The 19,982-nt window shown below is 32.6% G+C and carries 16 protein-coding genes; 6 read left to right on the forward strand and 10 right to left on the reverse strand.

Going from position 1 to position 19,982, the window contains the following annotated elements; all coding sequences use genetic code 11:
• From U0D62_RS16445 to rpmH, 5 genes are all read right to left on the reverse strand, one after another.
• A partial coding sequence (locus tag U0D62_RS16445) for a DUF6443 domain-containing protein (protein ID WP_322288417.1) occupies window positions 1-1,164 on the reverse strand: 1,164 nt, incomplete at its 3' end.
• A 5-nt stretch (window positions 1,165-1,169) separates the two neighbouring features.
• Complete coding sequence (locus tag U0D62_RS16450; protein ID WP_322288418.1) at window positions 1,170-4,493, reverse strand: RHS repeat protein; 3,324 nt, start codon at window positions 4,491-4,493, stop codon at window positions 1,170-1,172.
• Window positions 4,494-4,562: 69 nt separating this feature from the next.
• Window positions 4,563-5,696, reverse strand: coding sequence for a tail fiber protein (locus U0D62_RS16455; RefSeq protein ID WP_322288419.1), 1,134 nt, complete (start codon window positions 5,694-5,696; stop codon window positions 4,563-4,565).
• Window positions 5,697-5,884: 188 nt separating this feature from the next.
• The gene (carB, locus tag U0D62_RS16460) at window positions 5,885-8,737 is read right to left on the reverse strand and encodes a carbamoyl-phosphate synthase large subunit (protein WP_322288420.1); all 2,853 of its coding nucleotides are present in this window, start codon (window positions 8,735-8,737) and stop codon (window positions 5,885-5,887) included.
• Window positions 8,738-8,832: 95 nt separating this feature from the next.
• Window positions 8,833-8,991, reverse strand: coding sequence for a 50S ribosomal protein L34 (gene rpmH / locus U0D62_RS16465; protein ID WP_073314535.1), 159 nt, complete (start codon window positions 8,989-8,991; stop codon window positions 8,833-8,835).
• A gap of 178 nt (window positions 8,992-9,169) precedes the next feature.
• On the opposite strand from rpmH, the gene U0D62_RS16470 reads away from it, so the two are divergent.
• From U0D62_RS16470 to U0D62_RS16485, 4 genes are all read left to right on the forward strand, one after another.
• Window positions 9,170-10,060 (forward strand): DUF6263 family protein, encoded by an 891-nt coding sequence (locus U0D62_RS16470; protein ID WP_322288421.1) that lies wholly within the window; start codon window positions 9,170-9,172, stop codon window positions 10,058-10,060.
• Between the two features lie 13 nt (window positions 10,061-10,073).
• A complete protein-coding gene (locus tag U0D62_RS16475; protein WP_322288422.1) occupies window positions 10,074-10,589 on the forward strand; it encodes a tetratricopeptide repeat protein in 516 nt (171 codons plus the stop codon).
• Between the two features lie 150 nt (window positions 10,590-10,739).
• Entirely contained in the window at window positions 10,740-11,564 is an 825-nt protein-coding gene (locus U0D62_RS16480) for a TlpA family protein disulfide reductase (protein WP_322288423.1), read from the forward strand.
• 76 nt (window positions 11,565-11,640) lie between these two features.
• Window positions 11,641-12,528: a hypothetical protein gene (locus U0D62_RS16485; protein ID WP_322288424.1), complete on the forward strand. Its 888-nt coding sequence runs from the start codon at window positions 11,641-11,643 to the stop codon at window positions 12,526-12,528.
• Between the two features lie 6 nt (window positions 12,529-12,534).
• Here U0D62_RS16485 and U0D62_RS16490 read toward each other — a convergent pair whose 3' ends face one another.
• From U0D62_RS16490 to U0D62_RS16500, 3 genes are all read right to left on the reverse strand, one after another.
• Window positions 12,535-12,903 (reverse strand): sulfite exporter TauE/SafE family protein, encoded by a 369-nt coding sequence (locus tag U0D62_RS16490; protein ID WP_322288425.1) that lies wholly within the window; start codon window positions 12,901-12,903, stop codon window positions 12,535-12,537.
• Window positions 12,904-13,003: 100 nt separating this feature from the next.
• Window positions 13,004-13,951, reverse strand: a complete 948-nt coding sequence (locus U0D62_RS16495; protein ID WP_322288426.1) for a lytic transglycosylase domain-containing protein — start codon at window positions 13,949-13,951, stop codon at window positions 13,004-13,006.
• Between the two features lie 62 nt (window positions 13,952-14,013).
• Window positions 14,014-14,685 carry an alpha/beta fold hydrolase gene (locus tag U0D62_RS16500; RefSeq protein ID WP_322288427.1) on the reverse strand — a complete coding sequence of 224 codons (672 nt, stop codon included), beginning with the start codon at window positions 14,683-14,685 and terminating at the stop codon, window positions 14,014-14,016.
• A 312-nt stretch (window positions 14,686-14,997) separates the two neighbouring features.
• On the opposite strand from U0D62_RS16500, the gene U0D62_RS16505 reads away from it, so the two are divergent.
• Entirely contained in the window at window positions 14,998-15,300 is a 303-nt protein-coding gene (locus U0D62_RS16505; protein ID WP_322288428.1) for a GNAT family N-acetyltransferase, read from the forward strand.
• Between the two features lie 78 nt (window positions 15,301-15,378).
• On the opposite strand, the gene mtaB is transcribed toward U0D62_RS16505, so the two are convergent.
• Complete coding sequence (gene mtaB, locus U0D62_RS16510; protein WP_322288429.1) at window positions 15,379-16,692, reverse strand: tRNA (N(6)-L-threonylcarbamoyladenosine(37)-C(2))-methylthiotransferase MtaB; 1,314 nt, start codon at window positions 16,690-16,692, stop codon at window positions 15,379-15,381.
• Window positions 16,693-16,863: 171 nt separating this feature from the next.
• Between mtaB and U0D62_RS16515 the strand changes: the two genes are divergently transcribed.
• Window positions 16,864-18,495: an ABC transporter substrate-binding protein gene (locus U0D62_RS16515; RefSeq protein ID WP_322288430.1), complete on the forward strand. Its 1,632-nt coding sequence runs from the start codon at window positions 16,864-16,866 to the stop codon at window positions 18,493-18,495.
• Window positions 18,496-18,717: 222 nt separating this feature from the next.
• Here U0D62_RS16515 and U0D62_RS16520 read toward each other — a convergent pair whose 3' ends face one another.
• Window positions 18,718-19,899: a GlmU family protein gene (locus tag U0D62_RS16520; RefSeq protein ID WP_322288431.1), complete on the reverse strand. Its 1,182-nt coding sequence runs from the start codon at window positions 19,897-19,899 to the stop codon at window positions 18,718-18,720.
• Between the last annotated feature and the right edge of the window lie 83 nt (window positions 19,900-19,982).

The raw sequence follows: 19,982 nt of genomic DNA on the forward strand, positions 1-19,982 counted from the left end.
ATCCTGAGTCATTACAGGTTGATCCAATTTATTATATACAATGTACTCCCATCCTTTACCTGGAATCTTCTTTTCTATCAATCGGTTTCTGTGATCATATTTATATTGATAGCAGAGCTCTGACAGTTCCGTAGTACTTACTCCATCTGTTGAACTCAGCGTTACTTTTGGAGGGATCACATAGGTCAGGTTCCCAAAATCATCATATACATAATAGGTGTCGTGGGCTATATTGTCATTATAGGTTCTTTTTAGAACTACTCTACCTTGTTTGTCTGTATACTCCTTGGTAGTATGGTCATTGAGATGCGATTGACCTGGTTGCCAGTTTTCATCTTTGGTAGTGGTAACCTGCAATTCATTAGGATTGTAATATCCATCTTTAACTAGTGATGGAACTTCGGTATTGGGTACTCCACTCACTAAAGGAAAACTAACATCAAAATAGATGACCTCATTGGTACCATTACTATCCCAATCAAATTTGATGGTATGATCAATTTCTGTTGTTATATTGGCTTTCCAGTCTTTTCCTGGAGCTCCTTGTTCTTGTACCCGATTTAAAGGTGAAGGCTCAAATACACTCTCAGAATAAGCATTCACATCTGCCAGTACCATTCCTGTAAAATCTGAAGGATACTTGGTTTGATAATAACTGTTGATATCAGTACTTATATTAACCGTCTTATAACTCCCTACAACTGCGTTAGATTCAAAAGGTAGGTATTGTTTATCCTGTCTTCCATAATCATCATATCCTATATGGGAGATGATATCTTTTCTCTCTGGAGAAGCTTTGATCCCTATTTGTTGTTTAGGTCTTCCTAATCCATCAAAATAGGTAATGCTTTCAATGACGTCTTTATTACTTTGGATCCCAATGTTTGGGTCAAGTAATTGAGTTTCTGTTATAGGAGCTTGAAAAGCCCTGGTAAACACATAATTTTCTGTAGCACTCAGTGTAGGATCAAAATAAGGCTCTGCTATAATAGAAGCAGAGAAACTCGTGGATTGAAATCCTGGAGCCAGTATAATACTTTCTGTAGCGGTATAATTACCAGAGGTAGCTGCAGAGAGTGTGATCGTAGACTGTGTTTGTGCCTGCATTGTCATACTTACAAAAAGTAATGCAACGCTGATATATTTTAGAATATTCTGTATCATCTTCACTAGTTTTTGTAGTTATATTGATTTTCACTTACCAGATTCCCATCAGCATCTTTTACATATTGCAATCGGTTGAACTGATCATACTGATAGTAGATCGTATAACCCCTTGGATCAGTGATACTGGTCACTCCAATCAGTGGATCGTACGTATAGGTCGTAACCATTGCATTGGGGAGATCGGTTCGTAAAGTATTTTCTTGTGTATTGGTTAACCCCGTAACTCCTGTATGGAAATTAGCACCAAATCCAGATAAGGCTTCAATCTCACTACGTGTAGCATTTTCAACTTTGGCTATAGGATATTCCTGGTTGTATCCCCATATATAACTGATATGAGAACCATCTGCTTTTGAAACTTCTAATGGGTTACCGTGATTATCATAGTCTAAATATTCTACCCGATCTTGTAAAGCATCATTACTTTTTCCTAATTGTACAACTTCTGGTAAAATCAAATTACCACCCCAATCTTTAAACAATGTTCGTTGTCTGGATAATAAGATTTCCTGACTTCCTTCTTTCTTATAACTTTCCACTTGGATGGGAGTTCCTATTTTATGCAAATCACTTTCTTGTAAACGAGTAATTGTATTTTGTTGTGCTGATGTTAAACCAGAAAGTACTCCAACATCTGACGGATAATACGTTGAAGTTCTTAACTCTTCTCCGTTACTATTTTTAATCGTGCTTGCTGTTTGGAAATAATCAGGATTATTATAAACATAAGAATTTTCTACTACAACAGGATTTGCACCATCGGTATTATAAATAGTTTCTTTAGAGCTAGTCAACAATTTTTTTCCAAAAGAATAAAAACCTGTATTATATATAAAGGAATTATTAGCAAAAGCCTGAAGACCACATCTATCCATTACTGAAGGAGAAGGACCAAATGTATTAGAACCAAATGTAGCTTTGACATAATTTATCGCTAAACTTGATTCATCAACTGTTGTATAATTATTTTCTATACTTCGTAATAATGTATAACTATCATCTGCATTTCTTTTATAAAATTCTTGTTTTTTTAAGCTCCCGCTAGCCCAACTCTTTGTATAATAATTACTAAAATTGCCATAACTTCGAGTTCGTAATAATGTTACATAAGGCCATTCTTGAGTTATGTTAACTCCTCCAACTACACAAGGATAATGATCTGGGTGTACAAAAATATTAAACATTGAACCACTACCTGGTCCGGTACCAATAATACGATCAGAAGGTGTAGGCTCATATTCATACACTATTTTACCATTATCTTTTCTTGAATGATCATAATTATACTCAGTAACTTTTTTATATTCTACTGATGGGCCTCCATTTATATTTAATGCATATGAAGGATGCGAAGAAAATGAATTTGTACAATCAGGATAATTTATTGTTTGATAATCTTCATACACAATTGGTATTAGCAATGATGGTGTTGTATAGTCAAATTCTTTTTTTGTTAAAAAATCAGGATTTGTACCATCATAGCTAGTTATAGATTTAACACGTAACCCGCCAACTAATTTTTCGACTGTCTCTGTTGTACTACCAGTTAATTCATCCCAACTTACTCTTGCTGTAACAAATGGACAACCTGCTGCTCCATTAGTTCCTATTCCTTTTTCCCAAGCTTCAATGGTATAATTATTACCTTGGTAAAGAGTAACATCTTCACTAATAATTGTTGATAAATAGGGCAATGTTGGAGGATTCGTTCTATTTCTTTGATAAACGGTTCCATTAAATTCAACATAAGATTCATCTCCTAACCCTCCTAAAGCATCAGAAAAAGAAATTTCTATTTTAGCATTATACGGCTTCGTAACAGGACTAAATGATGTATTTTGTAGACCCGTAGGAGAACACCAATGTGGAGGGGATCCTCCTTGTGCACCTTGAGATGAAATAAATGCGCTTTTACGTTCATATGTTGGAATCGTATTGGTCACAAGATATTTATTTGCTTCATATTCAAAATCTGTATAGCCTCCAGTAGGGTAATAAATACGTGTTAGAATACCCGCTTTTGTTTTTTCTTCATCCGGATTTCTATTCCCAAAACCAATTTCAGCATTAAGTGATGAAGTCCCTGCAAAAGTGGGAGTGGTCACTGAAGGGAAATATAAAGTTGCATTACGTTTATGTACAAAGCTTTCAGAATTATTGTTAGCATATCCCCAGAAATCTTGGCCAGATGAATTTCTACTTGATAATTGTGTGTTATTATATTCAAAACGATATATTTCAGGGTTACTATTATTTGGATATACCTCTACTCTATCTAGTTTTAGTGATTTATTATATTTGTTAGAATCATATCCTGGAATCGAAGTACTGTATGTTTTTCCTCCAAATCTATTATAGTAGCTATAATTAAATGTAATTTGTTTTATTAGTTTACTAATCCCATTAACCAAAGAATATACACTGATATTATTTAATTTTGGAGAATCACTATCAATTCTATCCATACTATAATCAAAAAGTACGTAGCCATTTTTAAAGTTTATTTTCCTAAGACTCTTTTCAATTACATCAAAAGGAGAGGATATTGATGGATTTGCGGGAGGAGATGTCCAATTATTTGTATTCGTTAATATCCCACATACCGATATATTATCCCCTGTAATCTCTTTTCCTTTCTCAAAGGTATATTCATCATATTCAAAAGTAACTTCATCAATTAAATTGGCTGAAACCACCCTACTCAAATATGAAGTTGTTATATATTTTCTATACTTATTTTCTAAAGTACTAGGTGCCCATCTATCTATAGTTTCAGTTTCATAAAACTCTAGTTTTTGGCCATTTTCCAGAATTGCATTCGAAGGGTATGCTTTAAAATCATTATCATAACCAGTAATTTTAATTGGTTTATAATCACTAAATACAAAATCTTGTTTATTTTGATCGTAATAAAATTTCCCTGAGAGACCTGAGTAGTTAAACAGGTATTCATCCTGTGCAGTATCTGCTCTACCTTTATAAACATTATATAAATAGGTATAGTTTTCTAAGGTATAATCTAATATAGAACCTAATTCAGGTATATCTTCTGAACCTGGCTGTCCTTTTACATTTCTAACGATCGCACCACCCGCATTTAACGTCCAACCTAATCCAACCCAGGACGCTTCTTCATTAACTCTTATTCCTGAGACAGCATTATAACTTAAACCTATCGGAATTTCTATACCTCCTTGCTTTATTGTATATAATGGAATGGAAATATTGGTGGTTCCTAAGTTGGTATTTACAGGAAATGTTCCAAATTTACCTATACTTGCCGCAGTAGGAGATACTGGAGCATAATCAGGTAAATCTTGTGCCATTATTATCCCATTTATAAGAAGAAAAAAGTAAATTATATATCTATTCATTTGATTTATTTTTTCTTATTATTATTCTTTAATCAACAAAGCTTCAATCTTCGCTAATCTAGCTTCTAATTCAGCATTCTTAGTTTTTACTTCCTGTAATTCTTTGATTTCTTTTTCCTGAGCAATAGTATACAATGTCAGTTCTTCGATTTTTTCAAGTAGTTTTGCATTCATTTTTCCTAATTGAATACCATTTTTCTCAACTTCTACTGCGGATGGAATATTAATCAGATGACCTTTTTCTGTAATATGATTTTCTACTTCTCGTAAAGAAGGAAGGTTATAGTTTTCTTCAAAAACGTAGTCAGGCCATCCTGTAAGATCTACTCGTACTTCTTTAGAGTGAATGGTGCCATTTACGGCTAGTTTTTCATCTGGTGTTGAAGTTCCAATACCAACGTTTCCTTCAAAATAATTCTTTGTTGTAGTTCCTTGCTGATATACTCCATAAGTGTTCTCACCTTGCACTCTTTTAATAAATACACCATATCCATTATTAACCGTTCCGTTACCTTTTTGAACATCAATATTTACTCCATAAGCATTTTTTACAATACCCGTAGCACTACTTTCATTTCCGGATCCTACATCGATACCCACAGATTCATTTACTACTCCTGACTTATTATTTAAACTAAGAATCCATCCTCCTCTTATTTTACTTTGTTCACCACTAGTATGCGAAATACTATTAAAAGCAAATAATGCTGAAGACCCATAAGAAGGCGCAGTAGTTCTATCCTGGAATACATATGTTTTAATTCCATCAAAAGGATCTGCACCTACACCAAGACCTGTATTTATTTTTACATTACCTCCTAAATCTTTACCTTTAATAGTCATAATATTTTCGCCTGCCGATATATTAAAAGCGTCATCTTTAGGAAAATATAAAGTATTTCCAAACTGAGTAGCTCCAATGGTTATTTTCTTTTTAGAATCTCCTGTTCTTCCAATGGTTAAAAAACCTCCATTAGTATTCATTAATTCCAGTACAGATTGTGTACTATCATAATTTCCTAAAATGGTGTTATTACCAATACTTACTTCATTAGCTCCAAAAGAATAAATAACTCCCTGATTATCATAATCATGTTGTGCTTGCACTCCATAAAAAATTCCTATTAAAAGTAATGCCAAAATTTTATTTTTCATTTTTCAAGTATTTGATATGTTTATATTAATTATATTTCTCTATTATTTAAATCTCTATAAGTATGTGTCTTAACTAAGGGATATGTTACCATGGTTTTTTAAATAAAATTGAATTAAATTTTAAAACCATAAAAAAAATCCCGTTCTCTATATAGAAAACGGGATACATAAAAATTTTATCGAATATTTTACTTACTCAAATACATCTTACGTCTTGAGTATAGATCATAGAATTGATCATCCTTAAGGTCATCAATAAATAAGATACTTTCTCCAGTACTCTTCATCTCTGGTCCCAGTTTCTTATTTACATTCGGGAACTTATTAAAAGAGAATACAGGTTGTTTGATCGCATATCCTTCTAAATGCGGTTTAAAATCAAAATCTGTTACTTTCTTCTCTCCTAACATCACCTTTGTTGCATAATTTACATATGGTTCTCCATAGGCTTTGGCAATAAATGGTACGGTACGAGATGCTCGTGGATTGGCCTCAATGATATATACAACATCGTCTTTAATAGCAAATTGTATATTAATCAACCCTACCGTTTTTAGCTCTTTTGCTATTTTATATGTATGATCTTTGATCTGTTGCATTACAAACTCACCTAAGTTAAACGGTGGTAAAGTTGCATTAGAATCTCCCGAATGTATCCCACAAGGTTCTATATGTTCCATGATACCAATAATGTATACATTTTCTCCATCACAAATTGCATCTGCTTCAGCTTCGATAGCTCCATCAAGATAGTGATCCAATAATAATTTATTATTTGGGATCTTACGTAACAAGTCTACTACGTGTTCTTCTAACTCTTGCTTATTGATCACAATTTTCATCCCTTGTCCTCCTAATACATACGAAGGTCTTACTAGGATTGGGAAATCTAATCGATCTGCTACTGCCAATGCTTCGTCAGCAGTTTCTGCAGTATCAAACTCTGGATAAGGAATATTGTTTTCTTTTAGCAATGTAGAGAAATTACCTCTATCTTCTGCAAGATCCAATGATTGATAGCTAGTACCAATAATTTTTATCCCGTAACGATCTAACTTCTCAGCAAGTTTTAAGGCTGTCTGCCCTCCTAGCTGCACAATTACTCCTTCTGGTTTTTCGTGACGTATAATATCATAAATATGCTCCCAGAATACCGGTTCGAAGTATAATTTATCTGCCGTATCAAAATCAGTAGAAACCGTTTCAGGGTTACAGTTGATCATAATGGTTTCATAACCACACTCTGCAGAGGCTAAAACTCCGTGCACACAACAGTAATCAAATTCGATTCCCTGACCGATACGGTTAGGGCCTGATCCTAGTACTACTATCTTCTTTTTATCTGTTGGTTTACTTTCGTTAGCAACATATTTTTCTCCTTCTGGAGTTTCAATCTCTGCTTCAAAAGTCGAATAAAAATAAGGAGTTTGTGCTTTAAATTCTGCAGCGCAGGTATCCACTAATTTATATACTCGATTAATCCCTAATTCATCACGTTTATTATACACCTCACTTTCATAACAACCAACCATATGAGCAATTTGTCTATCTGCAAAACCTTTTTGCTTTGCTTCAAGAATCAAATCTTTTGTTAATGATTGGATAGTGTAGGTAGAAATCTCTTTTTCAAGATTATAGAGTTCTTCATATTGTTTTAAGAACCACATATCAATCTTTGTAATCTCATGAATCCTGCTTAAAGGAATTCCCATCTGGATTGCATCATAGATCACAAATACTCTATCCCAACTGGCATGAGTAAGTTTATCTATAATCTGATCATAATCTTTATATCCTTTACCATCAGCTCCCAATCCATTTCTTTTTATCTCTAAAGATTGAGTTGCTTTGTGGAGTGCTTCCTGGAAAGAACGACCAATTGCCATTACTTCTCCTACTGATTTCATCTGAAGTCCTAATTCGCGATCAGATCCTTCAAACTTATCAAAATTCCAACGTGGTATTTTTACAATTACATAATCTAGTGTAGGTTCAAATAACGCTGATGTAGATTTAGTAATTTGATTATCTAATTCATCCAGGTTGTACCCTATGGCTAGTTTTGCAGCTATTTTGGCAATAGGATATCCTGTTGCTTTTGAAGCCAATGCTGACGATCTTGAAACACGAGGATTAATCTCAATGGCGATAATATCTTCATTCTCATCAGGACTTACAGCAAACTGTACATTACATCCTCCGGCAAAATCTCCAATACTACGCATCATATGTATTGCCATATCACGCATTCTCTGGAATGTTTTATCGCTCAATGTCATTGCAGGAGCTACCGTAATAGAATCTCCTGTATGAATCCCCATAGGATCCATATTCTCAATAGTACAGATAATAACAACATTATCATTATTATCTCTAAGCAATTCTAGCTCATATTCTTTCCAACCTAATAAGGCTTTATCGATCATTACTTCGTGGATTGGAGAAACCTCAAGTCCGCGAGTTAATAATTTATCAAAATCCTCTTCTTTGTGTACAAATGATGCTCCGGCACCTCCTAATGTATAAGAAGCTCTAATTACTAACGGAAAACCAAATTCCTGTGCTATTTCTTTACCTTTAAGGTATGATCCTGCTGTTGCCTGTGGCGCCATAGGAATACCAATCTTAAGCATTAGTTCTCTAAACTGCTCACGATCCTCAGTAATATTGATTGCATCAATATCAACTCCAATAATCTCTACATCAAAATCTTTCCAGATTCCTTTTTCGTCAGCTTCTATACATAAGTTTAGCGCTGTTTGTCCTCCCATAGTTGGTAATACTGCATCGATTTGAGGATGTTCTTTTAAGATCTCTATAATCGATTTTGTATTCAACGGTTTAAGATATACATGATCCGCCATAGACGGATCTGTCATAATGGTTGCCGGATTGGAATTGATCAGTATGGTTTCGATTCCATCTTCACGTAGGGATCGTAAAGCTTGTGTTCCAGAATAGTCAAATTCACACGCTTGTCCAATAATAATAGGACCTGATCCAATAATCAGTATACTCTTAAGGTTTTCTCTTTTAGGCATTTATTCTCAAATTATGCTTAACAATACAAATTAGATATAAAAAAAGGCGTTACCTCTACAGTAACACCTTAAATATTTTCAACGCACATAAATCATTAGTGCTTGTGTCTTAACTCTGATGAAACAGATAACTTCTTTCTACCTTTTGCTCTTCTTCGAGCTAACACTTTTCTACCATTTACTGAAGCCATACGCTCTCTGAAACCGTGTTTATTCTTTCTTTTTCTTTTTGATGGTTGAAACGTTCTTTTCATTGCTATCTATCTTTATAAATCTTCTTGAAATATCTAATTTTGATTTTTTGAAGTATCTCTCCTCAAAACTGCGGGCAAATATACGAAGAGTTTTTACTTTGACAAACCTAAATATCAAATATTTTTTATCCGAAAAAATTAGTTTCTTTGCACCAAATTTAAGACAACTGTTTCAATTATGAAAAAACAAGCACTATTACTAGTATTACTATTCTTCGTATCGATGATTGTTTTTGCTCAAAAACAGTTAAAATATAATCTTACAACAGAAGATTCTTTTATCATACATCAAAATACAACCCAGCATATTACGCAAACATTGCCTTATGGAGAACAAGTGGTTACTAATGAAATTGGCGGCGATATGTTTTTTAATGTTGTAAAAGTACAAGAAGATAGTATTTCCATAGAAATGCAATATAAGAGCTTAAAAATGAAAATGAGTTCTCCTTCTCTTGGTGATCTTATGACCGTAGATACCTCAGTCACTCCAGATTCTACAGATATTCAAGCGCTGATTTTTCAAGGACTTGTTGATGCTCCCGTTACTTTTACTATGCTTAGGACAGGAAAAATAGTTTCGTTTAATGGTGCAGAAAATTTGATAAGTTCAATGCTAAAGAGTGCTAAAATAACAGAGCCTAATATGGTTGATGTTATAAGAGCCTCATTAGACGGACAATGGGGAGATGAAACTTTGATCAATAATTTTGAACAAATGATTTATGTTTACGGTAACAATACCTCTTCTAAAGGTGATACCTGGCAAAATCAATATACTGGTGATCTGAGCGCAAAAAACACCTGGAAAATTGAAGCAATTGATAATGAAAAAGCGCAACTCGTAGGAGATGCTACAATAGAAATGAACACCACTAATAAAGATATTAGTATGGCATTAACTGGAACTCAAGAATCCATCATGTCAATTGATCCCCAAACGGGACTTATTACAGAAGCAAAAGTTAGTGGATCTTGCAAAGGAGATAGCATTATGACTGTATCTCCAGACACAAAGATTCCTACATCAATTACTTACACAAATAATTACAAAACATCTAAACATTAAATTACAGTCAAAAATGTACAACAAGAATATTAAACTAGTAATAGCAGTATTAATTATCGGAACTGCAGTATGGCAAATGATCGAAGGATATATAGGCAATGGAATTATGCTAATATTATTATCTTTAATCTTTGTCTTTTTATATTTTAAAAATGAATTAATCCTATTAGCATTTTTGCGGTTACGGAAGCAGGATTTTGAAGGTGCTCAAAAATGGCTTAACAAAATCAAAAACCCAGAAAGCGCTCTTACCACAAAGCAACAAGGTTATTATAATTACCTTTTAGGTATTATGCTGTCTCAAACTAATATTACACAAGCAGAAAAATATCTAAAAAAAGCTATCAAGCTTGGATTATCTATGAATCAAGATCTTGCAGTAGCCAAACTAAACCTAGCGGGTATTGCAATGACTAAAAGAAGAAAAAGAGAAGCTCAAAATTTACTTACAGAAGCTAAAAAATTAGATAAGCATAATATGCTTAAGGATCAGATCTCTATGATGAAACAACAAATGAAAAAGATTTAGGCACACTATTTGTCTAAAGTATTACGTTATCTATTAAAAAGTAGTGAAACACAACCCTTATAAATAAACACCACAACAAGAAGTTTTTATTTCAAAAAAACGTTTATTTAAAAGACTTTATAGTACTTTAGCTATTGTAATTAATTTGTAATGAAGAAATTATTAATTTTAGGAATACTCTTTTTATATTTTACCAATACATTCTCTCAGGAAGAAGTTAGAATACCTTTCTCTGTTGCTATTTCTGCCCATATTGTAAAATACAATCAGAGAATTGATGAAGCATATAAAGATAATGATTTAGAGCGTGCAGAATTTCTTTTTGACTCTCTTGTAACCAATCATCTTAATGGTACTTATTTGGATGATTTTACTGTTAATCCTTTAAAAGGAGATCCTATCACTTTAAGAGAGTATGAAAAGCCTATGTTTCTTCTTTCATATGCATCCTGGTGTGTACCTGGTGTTGGAGAAATTCCTGCATACAACGATCTTGTAGACAGGTTTCATGATCAAATTGATTTTGTCATAATTTTCTGGGATACCAAAGAAAAACTAAAAGAAAAGATCAAAGAGTATAACTCACATGTGCAGATGGTTTATGTTAACGAAAAAACCAATCAAGATTCTTATATTATCAATAAACTAAAACATGCCCTTGGTTTTCCGATGATGTACTTTATGGATGAAGAGAAGAAAATCTTAGATATTCGTAAAGTAGTTACTCATCATTCTAGTGAAACGCTAAGCAATTCTTATAATATACACTTCAATTCTTTATCTAAAGGGGTTTCTCTTTTAATTGCAGATATAGACGCAAAGCAACTTTTAGAAGAACAACGTAACCCCGAAAAAGAAAAAATAATAGAAAAAGATACCCGGACTGATGCAGAAAGAGATATTGATGCAGAGTATGAACAATACAGAAGGGAAAAAGATTCTATTAGTCGATTAAAAAAAGATAATAATCGATAAGCTTTCGCGTCCACAAAATCTTGTATTCAAATTTATAGATTATTACTTAATTATATAGAATCACAACAATAACACAATGAATCTATTGAAAATTTCATTCTTTTTGGTCTTGATAAGTTGTTCAACTTTTTCAAAAAAAGAGCAAATCCTCACTGAAGATGAAAATATAAAATTAAACGATCAAGATACTGAAGTAGAAAAAGTAAAAATTACAAATTATAACTTTGTTGCTCATTTTTACGATAAATCTTACGGTAGTATACTTATAAATGGAATACCTATAGTATATAGATCGTTAGAAGATACTAAATCCTCTAGTAGATCTAATTCTCTACCTATTGGGGATCTTTTAGTAAATGGCACGAATACAATTCAGCTTATTGGGGATTTTCAAGAAGATAAATATGAAATAGGAGTTTACCAAAATGAAGTTATACAATCTGGTCAACTTGCTGATGAAGATATAAAGATTGAACTCAAAAAAAGTAACTCTAACTTTTTTACTTTTGATATAAATAACATCCCTTATCATATATGGGATGATGGTGAAGATTTTAAAGCTTCAGATTATGAAAACCTTGCTACACTTGTAAAGAGAATGGATCATATTATTAAAAAGGGGCAAGTAAAAAAATATATTGAACTTCATAAAATTGAAATACAAGAAGCTGTAAAAAGAATTAATTCTATTGGTCATTTATCGTTTTCTTTTAAAGAAATGGAGGATGATCTTAAAGATTCTTTTAAAACTATTAGAAAAGGAAAAGAATTTACTGCTATTGATATTTCTATAGATGAAATTAAATACCACATTTCTACTTCTAAAAAACTAGCAACTATAACTCACAAAAACAAACCTTATCTTACTGGTTTTAGAGATAATGAATTTCCTAAACAGGTATGGGAATGGAAAATGTTGTATATGAAGAAAAACGGTAAATTTATACCCATTTTAGATTACTAGAAATAACTATTTCCCAAAAATCATTTTTAGAGCAACAATCATTAATACTCCTCCAAATATTTTTTTAAGAAGTGTCTGATTAATAGATATTGCTAGTTTACTACCTAAATACCCTCCTACAATAAAAGTAACTGCAATTATAGCTGCATATTTCCAGTTAACATGGCCTTCTTGATAATAATTATACGCAGCTAATAATGTAACAGGTACAGCTAACACAGCCAAACTAGTACCTTGTGCCTGGTGTTGAGAAAAATTAACCCATAAGATTAACAAAGGAATCATTATTACACTTCCTCCAATCCCTAAAGTACCGCTAAAAAAACCTGCTAATAAACCTATTAGGATTAATGAAATAAGCACAGATGTATTCATACCATAATTTTATAGCAGCTAACTTATAAAAATAATCAATTTAAAGAGTATGATTTTTTATAGAATCTTACAAAATCATTGTTTAGTACAAAACAGACATTTATTGTCCAAAGCCTGTTTTGTAATATCCTTCTCTAGGTATTTTTATAAAATACTCTTTTCCCGTACTATTATTAAGATGTGCTTCTCTAAGCCAGGGATTATGAAGTTTTAAAATCTTATAATTTATATTATGCAATTTTGCAAAATCTGTAAAATCAGTGATAGGCTCATCTACTAAGACATCAAATGTAGGTATATGCTTATACAGATCTTCATCTTTAAAGTTAAAACCATATTTCTTAGGGTTACTAAGAATTTCTTTTACAGCAACAATTCTAAATACATATCGACCGGTTTCTTGTCCTAACAAAAGATCATAATATGTTTTTACATTTTGTTTGGTAAGTCTCTTATTTACTCCTGCACTACCCGCATTATAAGCAGCTGCAGCCAAGGTCCAGGAACCAAAACGTTCTTTTGCCTTCTTTAAATACTTACAAGCAACTCGAGTAGATTTTTCTATATGATATCTCTCATCAACGTTAGCATTAACTTCTAAACCGTATTCTTTTGCAGTACCTTTTAATATTTGCCAAAACCCGGTTGCTCTTGCCGGAGAAACTGCCTGTGTAAGACTACTTTCTATTACTGCCAAATACTTAAAATCATCAGGAACTCCTTCTTCTTTAAGAATAGGCTCTATGATAGGAAAAAACTTATTAGCTCGTTTAAATAACAACAATCCATTAGATTGCCAATATGTATTGACTAATAACTCTCTATCCATTCGCTCTCTAATATCCGGATTTTCAACAGGAACCAACTCTCCTGAAAAATTCAGGTTATCTGGCATTGGGATGGCATAAACGTTATAATCGTTTATTAATTTTTCTTCTAGAACCTCTTGAGCCATAGGTTTCTCAGGTTCTTGCTTTGTAGCATTTACTAATATTCCAAATGTAAAAAGAACACCCAGAACAACTAAAACTTTTTTTATTGTCTTCATTACTAAGTAGATTTTATTTGGGGAATAAAATTTATGTTTACAATATAACGTAAAAAGTTAGACTAATGCAAGTTATCATTGATTATTTGAGGTAAATGTTTATTAAACCATTTTGCCCTATTTATAATCATGACGTGCGTTCCCCCATCTACAGTTATGCAGTTTTTGATATTTGAAATTGGAAATACAATATCCTTATCCCCATGGATATGTATTAACTCTTCTGAAGCTTTTTCCTGATCCCAACATACCATTTTTTCAATAGCCCAATCCAGATATCTTTTATCATTCACCGATAAATATCGCTGATACATTTTAGCTCTTTTTTTGGCAAAATCTCCAAAAGCTAATTTTTCCCAATTCTCTATCTTAGACACAATTGATGTTGGTAACAACCTATAAGCCCCTGTTTTTCTTGCCAACTTCATTCTCTTAGGCAATTCATATTTATTTTTTACACTAGAAATAATGATAAGTTTTTTGATTTTCAAATACTTACTCATTTCCTGTGCCATGACTCCACCAAAAGAAACACCTATTAGAATACAATTTTCGTGCCTTATTTCTTCACACATTCGTTTAGCATACATTTCCATGGATTCTTTCTTTTCAGGAATCTTCCACGGTATTGTATATGTCTTAAATGTATCCTTTGGAAGTTCAATATATTCAAAAATTGATACATCCGCTGCCATTCCCGGAACGAAATAAATATGGCTAACTTCCTGCGACATAGGTATTTTAACAGAGGTTATTGAGTTTAAAGCTCTAATTTTGTTATCTTTGCACTCAAAATTATGGTATTCCTTTTTGACTTAAAAGGAAATTTTAGATTAAATTATTGTAAAGAGGGAATTTTTAACTAACAAATCTTTGTTAGGTAATTTAATACCATTTTTAATTATAAGTTAAATCTTATTTAAATAATGGTTGATACTTTTTGAAGTTTTTTTATAAAAACTTTTAAGGATATATAACGTTGAATTTGAGACAAAACTCAAACCAACATTTAATGTAAACACCTGATAATTAAAAATATGGAGAACATGAGCGAGGTCGCATTAGAAGTGATTGACAATGAATTTCTAAGACAGTTCGAGACTACTATTGAAGGTCAAAAAGCAAAGATTGAGTACGCCCAACAGGAAAGAAAGATTTTTCTTACCAAACTTATTATGAGCGAAGAACACCTTGAAAAAGGGTATGGTGAAGATTTTATTATCGCTGTATTTAACATAATTGAAGAACGTAATATCAGACTAGTACCAACAAGTCCTATTATCGCTAAATTTATGAGAAAAAATAGAAGGAAGTATAAAGATTTACTTCCTGTAGGCATAAATATATAGTTTTATCTATATTATAAATTAAAAAATCTGCACTAGTGCAGATTTTTTAATTTATAGACTTTACAATTCAATCTCTACTTATAAAAAGTCAAACCGTACCATTCCATCCTCATCAATTTCGGTAAGTTTTACTGTATGTAAAGTATTAACATAAGACGGATTCCATGGCATTTTCACCTTTACATAGTTCTCTGTAAAACCATGAATATACCCTTCTTTATTTTCTGATTCAAAAAGTACTGTTCTTTGAGTTCCTATTTGGCTTTCATAAAAAGCTCTTCTCTTCTTTACAGACAAGCCACGTAACATCTTACTTCTTTTCTTGCGAACATCAGAAGGTATTACACCTTCAAGATTAGCCGCTACCGTATTATCTCTTTCTGAATATGTAAAGACATGCAAATAAGAAATATCTAGTTCTGAAAGAAAATTATATGTATCTAAAAAATAATCATCTGTCTCTCCAGGAAACCCAACGATCACATCTACACCAATACAAGCATGAGGCATTACCTCTTTAATTTTCTTAACCCTATCAACATATAAATCACTAAGATATCTACGACGCATCATTTTTAATATCTCATCACTACCTGACTGTAACGGAATATGAAAATGCGGTACAAAAGTTCTTGATTGAGATACGTAATCAATAGTTTCATTCTTAAGTAAATTAGGCTCAATAGAAGAAATTCTTAATCGCTCAATACCTTCTACCATATCTAACGCTTGCACTAATTCAAAAAAAGTATGCTCGTGCTTTTTATTTCCAAATTCTCCTTTTCCGTAATCACCAATATTTACACCAGTAAGTACAATTTCTTTAATACCTTTTTCAGAAATTTCTTTTGCGTTCTTCAGTACATTTTCCAATGTATCACTACGCGAGATCCCTCTAGCAAGTGGGATTGTACAATACGTACATTTATAATCACATCCATCCTGAACTTTAAGAAAAGCTCTCGTACGGTCTCCAATAGAATAACTACCTACATAAAAATCTGCATCTTCTATTTCACAAGAATGCACTTCTCCAAAGTCATTCTTAGACAAATCATGGATATAATCTGTGATTTTAAATTTCTCTGTAGCTCCCAAAACAAGATCTACTCCATCAACAGATGCTAGTTCTTCTGGTTTTAATTGCGCATAGCAACCTACGGCAGCTACAAAAGCATCAGGGTTTACCTTTTGTGCCTGTTTTACAATAGTTTTAAAACGTTTATCGGCATTCTCTGTAACTGAGCAAGTATTAATTACATAAATATCTGCGTCTTCAGAAAAATCTACCCTATCAAAACCTTCATCTTTAAAATTTCGGGCAATAGTAGAGGTTTCTGAAAAATTCAGTTTACAACCTAACGTATAAAAAGCAACTTTTTTTCTATTCATACTGAACTTGTTTCAGTATCTTATTAAATTTACGACTAAGATTCCAAAAATCATTACATTGTAGTCCTTCAGAATCTTTATTTTTTACAAATAAAAGGTCCTGAAACGAGTCCAGGACACACTCAAAAAATTGAGTGTGCAAATATACCAACAATAATTCGTTTACTAAAATTGAAATCAAATCATTATTTAAGTTTAATTCATTATACAACAATCATTTACACAAGTCTACTGTTGATTTCTTGTGGAAACTCTTCAAAAGAGACCAATGATCATTTGGTCTTTAGATATAATGAATATTCAAATATAAAGACACTAGATCCCGCTTTTGCCAGAAATCCATCAATTATCTGGCCTACAAATCAGATGTTTAATGGCCTGGTACAGTTTGATGATTTACTGCAAGTACAGCCAGATATCGCAAAAAGTTGGACAATATCAGAAGACGGAATGACTTATACATTTATTCTTCGGGATGATGTATATTTTCATAAACATCATCAGTTTAAAACACCAGACAGTACTCGAGCAGTAATAGCTTCTGATTTTACTTATAGTTTTGATCGATTAATAGATCCAAAAGTAGCCTCGCCAGGCAATTGGGTTTTAAAAAATGTAGAAAACTACAAAGCTGTTAACGACAGTATTTTTACAATTAATCTCAAAAAACCTTTTCCTGCATTTTTAGGATTAATGAGTATGCGGTATTGTTCTGTAGTACCTAGAGAAATTGTAGAGCATTACGGAAACAAATTTAGGGCTCACCCTATCGGTACCGGTCCTTTTAAATTTAAATTATGGGAAGAAAATGTCAAACTTGTACTTCGCAAAAATGAATTATACTTTGAAAAAGATAAAAACGGAAAACAACTACCCTATCTTGAAGCTGTTGCCATTACCTTTTTACCAGAGAAACAAAGCGAATTTTTACAGTTTGCAAAAGGTAACATAGATTTTCTTAACAGCCTGGATGCTTCTTACAAAGATGAATTGCTCACTCCTGCAGGTAATTTAAGAGATCGGTATAAAGATCGTATCAATATAAGCAAAGGTCCCTACTTAAATTCTGAATACCTAGGATTTTATTTAGAAAGTGAAAAAGACGAAATCAAATCCGAACTACTTAGAAAAGCGGTAAATTATGGTTTTGATAGAGAAAAAATGATTACGTATCTCAAAAATGGTATCGGTACGCCAGCAGTAAATGGTTTTATTCCCAAAGGACTTCCTGGTTTTAATAATGTGCAAGGATTTACTTATAATCCTGAAAAAGCCAGAAAACTGGTAAAAACCTATATCCAACAAACCGGAAACACAAATCCAACCATTGCCATCGCTACAGATAGTAACTACTTAAGCCTTTGCGAATTTATACAAAGAGAATTAGAGAAGATCGGTCTCACAGTAAAAGTAGATGTTATGCCACCATCTACTATTAGAGAACAAAAATGGAGCGGTAAACTAGATCTCTTCAGAGCTAGTTGGATTGCTGATTATCCAGATGCAGAGAACTTTCTTTCTCCGTATTACAGCAAGAATTTTACTCCTAACGGACCTAACTATACTCATTTTAAAAATGAAACTTTTGATCGTTTATATGAGGAGAGTTTTTCTATCACAGATCAAGCGCTTAGAGAGCAATATTATGCAAAAATGGATTCTATCATCATAGCGCACGCCCCCATAGTTCCTTTATACTATGATGAAGTGGTACGTTTTACACAAAAAAATGTGAAAGGACTTACCAACAATCCTCAAAACTTCTTAATTCTTAAACGAGTTTGGAAAGAAAAGAAAAAGTAATTTGATGGAAATAATTAACCCATTGTACATTTAATTATTTTTTAAATCATAATCCGTCAATTCGAGTGCTTCGACTTCAGGAGAAGTATATCGAGAATAGGATTTTATTTAAAAAAGACTATTCTCGATACATTTTGTCTTCATTTTATTGCAACAAAATACTCGAATCAATCCTTTTATAATAATTTTCCTAAATGCACAACCAGTACAATTAATATCCTTCTATGAATCAAAACCTTTACGCCAAGTCTTCGTTTCCTCAAAAATATGCTCTAGTATTTTAGCATCTTCATCTGTAAAAGGAACATCGCGTCTTGTCATTACAACCTTAGCTACTTCAAATGCTTTTTTGGTTAGGTAGGTTGTAAAACCACCGTTTCCACCCCAACTATAACTAGGTATAAAATTACGTGGGAAACCACTTCCAAAAATATTAGCATTCACTCCTATTACCGTTCCTGTATTAAACATGGTATTGATTCCACATTTAGAATGATCCCCCATCATCAATCCACAGAATTGTAATCCCGTTTTGGCAAAACCTTCGGTTTCATAGCTCCATAAACGAACCTGAGCATAATTGTTTTTTAAATTAGAGGTATTGGTATCTGCCCCTATGTTACACCACTCTCCTATTACCGAATTACCTAGATACCCATCATGTCCTTTATTAGAACATCCAAATATCACCGAATTTGTTATCTCACCTCCAACTTTAGAATGAGGTCCAATAGTAGTTCCTCCATAAATTCTTGCTCCCATTTTAACCTTTGCCTTCTCGCATAACACAAAAGGCCCTCTAATAAGGCTTCCTTCCATGATTTCTGCATCCTTTGCTATATAAATTGGTCCTTTACTTGCATTAAGTGTTGCAAATTCGAGTTTTGCTCCTTTTTCTATAAAGACATTTTCTGGCGCTAGTACATTATTACTTTCCGGAATAGGTTCACTTTGTCTACCATCAGTCAATAGTGCAAAATCTTCATTAATTGCCTGTTCATTCTTTGAGAAAATATCCCAGGTATTTTTAACCGTAAAGATGTCATAATTATACTGGATCACTTCATACGTATCAAAATCTACTTCCTGATCTTCTTTTACATAAAAAGCTATTGGTTCATCATTATAAAAAACAGCTTGTTCTGGTTGTAGATTGCTAATCATAGTCACCAGATTTTGAGAAGGAAGATAAGATGCATTGATCATCACATTTTCTTCTAACTCTACCATAGGGAATTTCTCACTTAGATAATCCTCTGTTACCGTAGATGTAGTAAACCCCAAGTGTTTCTCCCATTTTTCTCGTATCGTTAATATCCCAATTCGGATTTCTGCTACAGGTCTTGTATAGGTAAAAGGCAATAACGCATCACGCGAAGCTCCATCAAAAAGAATATAATTCATGTCTTGATCTATAGTTGATTGTTAATAATAATGGGGTAAAGTCAATGTTGTATCCAGAGCAAAAATAAAAACTCAAGGTTAAA

It is taken from the genome of Aquimarina callyspongiae, from assembly GCF_034322225.1.
In the GTDB taxonomy this organism is placed as follows: Bacteria; Bacteroidota; Bacteroidia; order Flavobacteriales; family Flavobacteriaceae; genus Aquimarina.